This is a genomic window from Rhodobacter viridis (assembly GCF_003217355.1).
Taxonomy (GTDB): Bacteria; Pseudomonadota; Alphaproteobacteria; order Rhodobacterales; family Rhodobacteraceae; genus Rhodobacter; species Rhodobacter viridis.
Window position 1 is genome coordinate 38134 of record NZ_QJTK01000019.1, and the last position, 6244, is coordinate 44377.

5 protein-coding genes are annotated in these 6244 nt (G+C 56.2%); all 5 read right to left on the minus strand.

Annotation, left to right across the window (positions count from 1 at the left end):
- Positions 1–63: 63 nt before the first annotated feature.
- Entirely contained in the window at positions 64–1119 is a 1056-nt protein-coding gene (locus tag C8J30_RS16565; protein ID WP_110806981.1) for a DNA cytosine methyltransferase, read from the minus strand.
- On the minus strand, positions 1116–2123 hold the full coding sequence (locus C8J30_RS16570) for a hypothetical protein (RefSeq protein ID WP_110806983.1): 1008 nt from the start codon (positions 2121–2123) through the stop codon (positions 1116–1118). Before C8J30_RS16570 ends, C8J30_RS16565 begins: the two co-directional genes overlap by 4 nt.
- Positions 2116–3906 (minus strand): ORC-CDC6 family AAA ATPase, encoded by a 1791-nt coding sequence (locus C8J30_RS16575; RefSeq protein WP_110806985.1) that lies wholly within the window; start codon positions 3904–3906, stop codon positions 2116–2118. The genes C8J30_RS16570 and C8J30_RS16575 overlap by 8 nt, the downstream gene beginning before the upstream one ends.
- Positions 3903–4880, minus strand: a complete 978-nt coding sequence (locus C8J30_RS16580; protein WP_146227945.1) for an HD domain-containing protein — start codon at positions 4878–4880, stop codon at positions 3903–3905. The genes C8J30_RS16575 and C8J30_RS16580 overlap by 4 nt, the downstream gene beginning before the upstream one ends.
- 476 nt (positions 4881–5356) lie before the next feature.
- A complete protein-coding gene (locus C8J30_RS16585) occupies positions 5357–5971 on the minus strand; it encodes a plasmid pRiA4b ORF-3 family protein (protein ID WP_245909881.1) in 615 nt (204 codons plus the stop codon).
- Positions 5972–6244 lie beyond the last annotated feature (273 nt).

The following is a 6244-nucleotide window of genomic DNA, read 5'->3' on the forward strand; positions in this document are numbered from 1 at the left end:
ATGAAATTGATTTCTGGCGGCTTGCCCGCACATGCAATGTCGCTAAACTAGCTGTTCATTTGTCTAGGACGAATGAGCCTCTATAACCGCCTGAAATACTGCTTTTGCGAGCAACGGAGGAACGGCGTTCCCCACCTGCTGTTGGCGAAGCCCTATGGATCCTTTAAACACAAAGTTGTCCGGGAACGACTGGAGCCTCGCAGCCTCGCGCACAGAGAGGCCCCGGTGCTCATGCGGGTGGATCAACATGTTTTTCCTGAAGTTTCCGATCACCACGGAAGGCTTTTCAGGATCAAGACGGCGATAGATGCCCGTGTGGCACCGCGTGCGATCCTTGTAGCTTGCCATCATCTCCTCAGGGATGTCGGCCCAGTTTCCACCTTTCGGTATGAAGGGATAGCGATCGACGATATGGTCCGCATTGCGCGTGACGATGTGACCGCTACATTCGTTCAGCCCGTTTCGCATGGTGCGCGCATAATCGGACCGCGCCTCGGAAGCGTAAGTCAAGACATCAACATTTGAGCCATTGGTGAGCACCGGAAGATCGTGAATCGCCTCGTCGACAGATACCTTGGGTAAGTCGCCGCCAGACGGCAGTGACGGAGGGATCGCGCCGAGACGCCCGATAATGAAAAAACGGCTTCGCGACTGCGGAACACCGAAATCCGCCGCGTTCAGAACTCCTTCTTCACAACGATAACCAAGCTTCTCGAGGTCCTTACGAATCTCTCTGGCGAAAAGACCACCTTCCGTTTCTAAGATCCCGCGCACGTTCTCGAATATGACCCAAGCAGGTTTCGTCCGCTTTACAAATGCGACAAAAGCCCGAAACATCCAGTTTTTTTTGTTGTCCGCCGACCGCGTCCGCTGATTTGAAGTGGAAAATCCTTGGCAGGGCGGGCCTCCGAATACGATCAGATCGTCCGCAGGAAAGGGCGTCGCAAGATTCTGTAGGTGTTCCACCCCCATCTGAAGCACGGTGCATTCTGGATGATTGTATCGATAGGTTTCGAACGCGGCGTGGTGCATCTCAACGGCAATTTTCGTATCCACACCCGCCATATTGGCGCCAAGAGACATCCCGCCTGCCCCAGCGAACAAATCAATGCCAATCACTGCGATCGGCCCTCATTGTCTAATGCAGCGAGCCGGGCCACGGTGTGAGCGCGAATTGTACCCAAAGTGAAAGTCAAAAAGCAATCTGAAGGGGTAGCATATTTCAGATTGTAGATAACAGCCGGCGCATAGCAAATCTGCCACTCAGGCTTTAGGCGAGCCAGAACACCAATCGCTGCAGTGGAAATCTTACTATTCAGCGGCGCGAGGAGAACGTTGCTGGTCGTATCCTGCAGCACGTTGATCAATGCGTCGACCGCCCCAAACGGGTCAAGCGCGGGATAATCGAAAGTTGTACCATTTCGTGTGTCCAAGAGCTTCTGAGCGATGCCCCGGTTCTTCTCTGCACTCCAAGCGTGCCGTTCGCCGACTGGGCAAGCGATCCCCACGATCAACTGGTCTGGCTCGATCTCCTCGACCATCCTGCGCATCCGCTCGGAATCGAACCCAGGAAGCGCGACAAGCTTGGTCTGTTCGCCTGGCGACCATGCGCCGGGAAAGCCGACCACGGACCGAACCTGATGGATTCCGCGACTGATCCACTTGTTTGCAGGTAGTTCGTCAACAGAATAGGCACTTGCCAAGTTGTAGATGAGGTTCAGGTCGCGCCAAGGGGTGATGATTTCGTCGGCCGCTGCCACTAGGATGAGCAGCATCTCGTGGGTCATGGTGGTGATGTCGGCGATCCAGTCGAAGCTATTATCTGGCGCGGCCTTTTTGGCTAGGTCAACGAACGCATCCGCGAGTAGCAGCGGATTCTGCTTCGACGCCTTCAGGTACTCGATCGCGACGCCTGCCTTGGCCGCAATAGTCTCAGCCCTGTCGCGAATGGAACTGATGTCAGTCTCGATGTCCTCGTTGACAATGATGAGCCAGCGACTCAGCCTGAATGACGGGATCGCCTCCGCTACAGTGAGACTTCGATCTTCGAAACTCATGCAGCTTATTAGGGCAACAGGTCGTTGCATCTGCTCCGCGAGGGCCTCTCGTGTGACTTCACGCATCGGAACCTCCGTCAGGGAAGTTAATCGTCATCTGTTGCTCATCACGGCGTGCGCGACTGCGCCGTAGACCGAGCCGCGCTTCCTCCGGGTTATTCATCAGCAGATTCACATGGCGATTAGAGAGGAATTTGTAGGCGGAGAAGCCCATAGGATCTAGATTGTAAAGCGGCGCCAACCGGCGGCTGAGGATGAAAAGCGGAGCTCTACCCGTCCCCTCTTTGCGTCCGATCACGCCTTGAAAAAGGTAGCCGTAGCGAACGCCCAGCCGCAGTACCTCTTCAATCTCTCGCGTTGGTTCCTCTGATAATGCGAAGCTGAACAGCTTGCGCTCAGCCGCATCCTCGTTGATCAAAGCACTCTCAAAGATCGAGCCCAATCCCTTGATCAGGTTGCTGAGTTGGACGGCTTGCTGTGGATCACCTTTCAGCCGCTGAACGTCCCGCTCGAGATCCTTGAGGTCCACGATCATCTGTCGGTTCGCGTGCTCTCGCACGACTTCGTTCTGTATGCGAGGCTCAATTTCCCCAACGACCTTATTCCCGTGCGGCATTAGCACCACCGACTTGGAATACATGTCGGCGGCAGCCTCCAAGAAGAACCGGGTTACGCCCGAGGAAATGTGAACGAGCTGATCGAAACCGCTATAGCTGTAGGTGCTGCGACTTTTCCGATCTCCACCTAACTTCGTGATGTAGTTTGGCCGCGCATAACGATAGGCATCGTCACGCGCGCGATATCCCCGCCCATGTCCGGCTTCCCACTCCGCCACGAGACGGCGCTCCTCCCGCTCGATCGCGATGCGCTGCCGGTTGTCCTCAGGGAAGTACTTGTCGGCCGATTTTACGACGCCTACAGCGTTCAACCGCCGCTGCACGATCCCTGCGATGCGGCTCTTGTAAGCCTTTTCACTTGCTCGGCTAGTGGCATCGGAAAGGTTGATCTCCTGATAATCATGGGGCGCCTCTATCCGGGTATTGTACACCGTGACCATCGTCTTGTAGGCGGTGATCTGTGCGGCAATCTTGAGGCTGCAACGGCTGGATAGACGGCGCGCCACCCAAGAATTAATGATCCGAGTCTGCGTCTCTGTCAGACTGTCGGCATCGTCGAGCAGCAGCAGAATGGGCGAAGTTTCTTGGATTCGGAGCGCGGCGCGAAGAAAGTCGATTAGCGGTAGCAGAAGGTCATCGAAGCCGTAGAGTTCGCCATTGTATGCCAGAGTCTCCGACATAAAGCCGTGCTTGCGCACATATTGGATTGCGCTACGATAGGCAGCCTGAAGCCGGGAAGCCATCGCTTTAAGGGCTTCTCCAACGTTTACAGACGGGTCAAAGACGTCTCCACCAAGCAGTTTGGACAATTCTTCGTGTAGCTCTCTCGCCGAAGGGCTCAACTTGTCGGTAGCAATGTTATTGTTCCGAAGCAACCGCAGGACGACCTGCGCGCCGATGGCGAGGACGAGTAGATGTTCATTGAAAAAGACTTCGCCATGATGATTATCAAAGCGTGCAAGCTCGCTGATCTGCGCCTGCGTCTCCCGGAATGAAACGTAAAGAGACAAGAATGGGAGTTCGTTCAACGCCATATTCGTGACAAGTCGTTGACAGTCGGGCTCGAGGTATCGAAGGAGGATGCTCTTTCCCGAACCGCGCGTGCCAATTACGAAGGCATGACCCGCGCTCTCGATATTCCCCAATCCCGGCATCTCGGTAGAGAAGATCGCGACCACTCGATCGGCAGTAAGGCCTTCGGGCGTAAAGACTGCGAACGGATTGTTGATCATGCCCGCTCCTTCTCCGCTGTGACTATGAGCCGCTCAAGGTACGCAGGAGTCAGCTTTCCATTGCCATTATATGCGCAGAGTTCTGGCGCCATCTCATAGATGCTCAAACACTGGTCACCGTAACCATGCTCCGCAATGGTGTAAACAATGTTGTGGAGCGGCTCCAATCGGTCGTCGAAGATCATGATGTCGACCTTGACCCGCTCGAACTCAAGGTACGGGCGCATGAACCGCGAGCAATAACGCGCCTCGTTGAACGTCTTCATCGATCGGTCAAAAATTTCTTCAAGTAGGTAAACCTGTCCTTCCCCCTTTCCAAGTTTCCGCTTAAAAAGGTCGGGATCATGGAACGTGAAATTCAGCGTTATTTCGCGAGAACCAATGTCCGGCATTTGCGAGTGGAGGCCGGAGGCAACGACATGATAAATTTCCGATTCTGGAGGCAGCGCTCCTGCCGCTAATTGGACGCGATTGGCACGCGCGGGATCATCTGCCAACTCATCGGCAAGTCGCAGAATGGCGGAGAGCAACCGGAGGCGCACGTGCTCGCCGTAAACTGCCGGTTTTTCTTGAAGAGTCGAGATAGTGTCCTTCGACCCATTCACAAGACCGCCATGCACACCTGCAATCTGCTTAGCAGTCGCATATTCGATCTGATCAACTGGTAGATTAGCTCCGGCTGCAGTCAGCACCTCGTGGATTCGCCGCTCATGCCCAGTCCGCCCAAGGATGTTCCCTATGTCATGCAAGTAGATAGCGATCAAAAGTAGAGTGAGTTCGTAATGGGTGAGATCGATCGAACTGGACTGGGCAATGAGATTCGACGCGACCTGTCGAACCCGCGCGACATGTTCGCGATCGTGCATCGTCAGATGGCCGCGGCCGTCTAAGGCAATCGCGCCAGCGGTCACGTAAGGAAGCAAAAACGCCTCAAGTTGCCCTATCCAACCGTGAACTACTGTAGGGTAATCCAAGGCTCCACTCCGGGGAAAACTGTTCTTCTTGCGAGCGAACTCTGCTGTAATTTCCTGCAGTATGTCGTTGCCAACTAGATTCATTGGTCTATCACCCTCAAAGGAGCCCTTTTGTAGGACGACGCGCTTCGTTCGCCAACAAGGATAATGTCGTTACGGTCGAATGTTTCACACCGTTATCGCGATGACCTTCTTAAATCGTTTATCGCAACTGTCGAGCCTCGCGTGTCACTGGCAGCCGTTTCGGTGAATGCGTCGTAAGGTGTTAGCAGCGTTGGTCGCGCAAGGCGTGTGATCCTGAGCGCAAGGTCCGCAAACTGCGCACCGCGTCGCTCGGAGAAGAATTGGCGAACGGCGGCTTTCCCAGGGTCCTTCAGATGCAATGCCGCAACCGCACGGGCCGCCTTTGCTCGCTGAACTTGCCCATTGAGCCCACAATTTCTTTGTAGCCGGGCGCCTGCCGCGGCCACACATCCTCACCCCTTCTTCGGCTTCGGCTGATGTAGGCGCCGCGCGGCGTTGGATCGCATCGCGTTGCGCAGGTCCTTGTTGATCACCTCGAGATCGAACCACTCCGGGTCGAAATGCCCGCCCGCCCAGCGGAGGTTCGACGCGTGATCGTCGTGTTCGGGATCGCGGATCACTTCCAGAAAATCGCCGTAGGACCAAGGTCCGCCGACATCTTCGGGCGGGCGCGCCCGGGCACCGTCAAGGCACTGCGTCTGTTTCGGAGCAGCCTCGACCTCGGGCCAGGCTTCGATCCGAATTTCATGCTGCCAGTTGTCGCCGAAATCATAGACGTAGACGAAGACCGCCTCGGGCTGGCCCAGAAAATCGAGAAGGCGCACATCGGCATAGTCAAAAACCCGAGGGCCGTCGAAGCCATCATCCAGCAGATCCGGATCGCCATATCGTAGACCGCCAATCTGGAATTCGTGCAGATGCGCATCGGTCCAACCGAAGGCCGCCTGCAGAACGCGGTGGAGCTTGGCAAGGGTCCAGTCCGACGGGACGAGCAATCGGCGCCAGATCGGCGGGTCGATTTCGATCAGCCTGACGTGAAGTTGCGCGACCTTGCGTTGCGAAAACACCTTCTCTCTCCTCCCCGATGCCCGGTGCTGATCATGGCGGCGAGGGGCGGCGTTGTCACCTGTTTCGGCGCCGGGCGGGGGCGGCATGGGGCGGGTGCCCGGCCAGCAGCCACGCGCGACGCCTCTTTTCGCATCGCGGATGTCCCGGGCATGAATCGCGCCGCCACATTTTCGCATTGTAAGCCTGCGGCGAGGGCCGTCTTTGAGTGAGGCGGGTGCGGGGTTAGTGGACCGTCCATATGGGCTCCTTATGGACGGTGCATGGAATGCTGG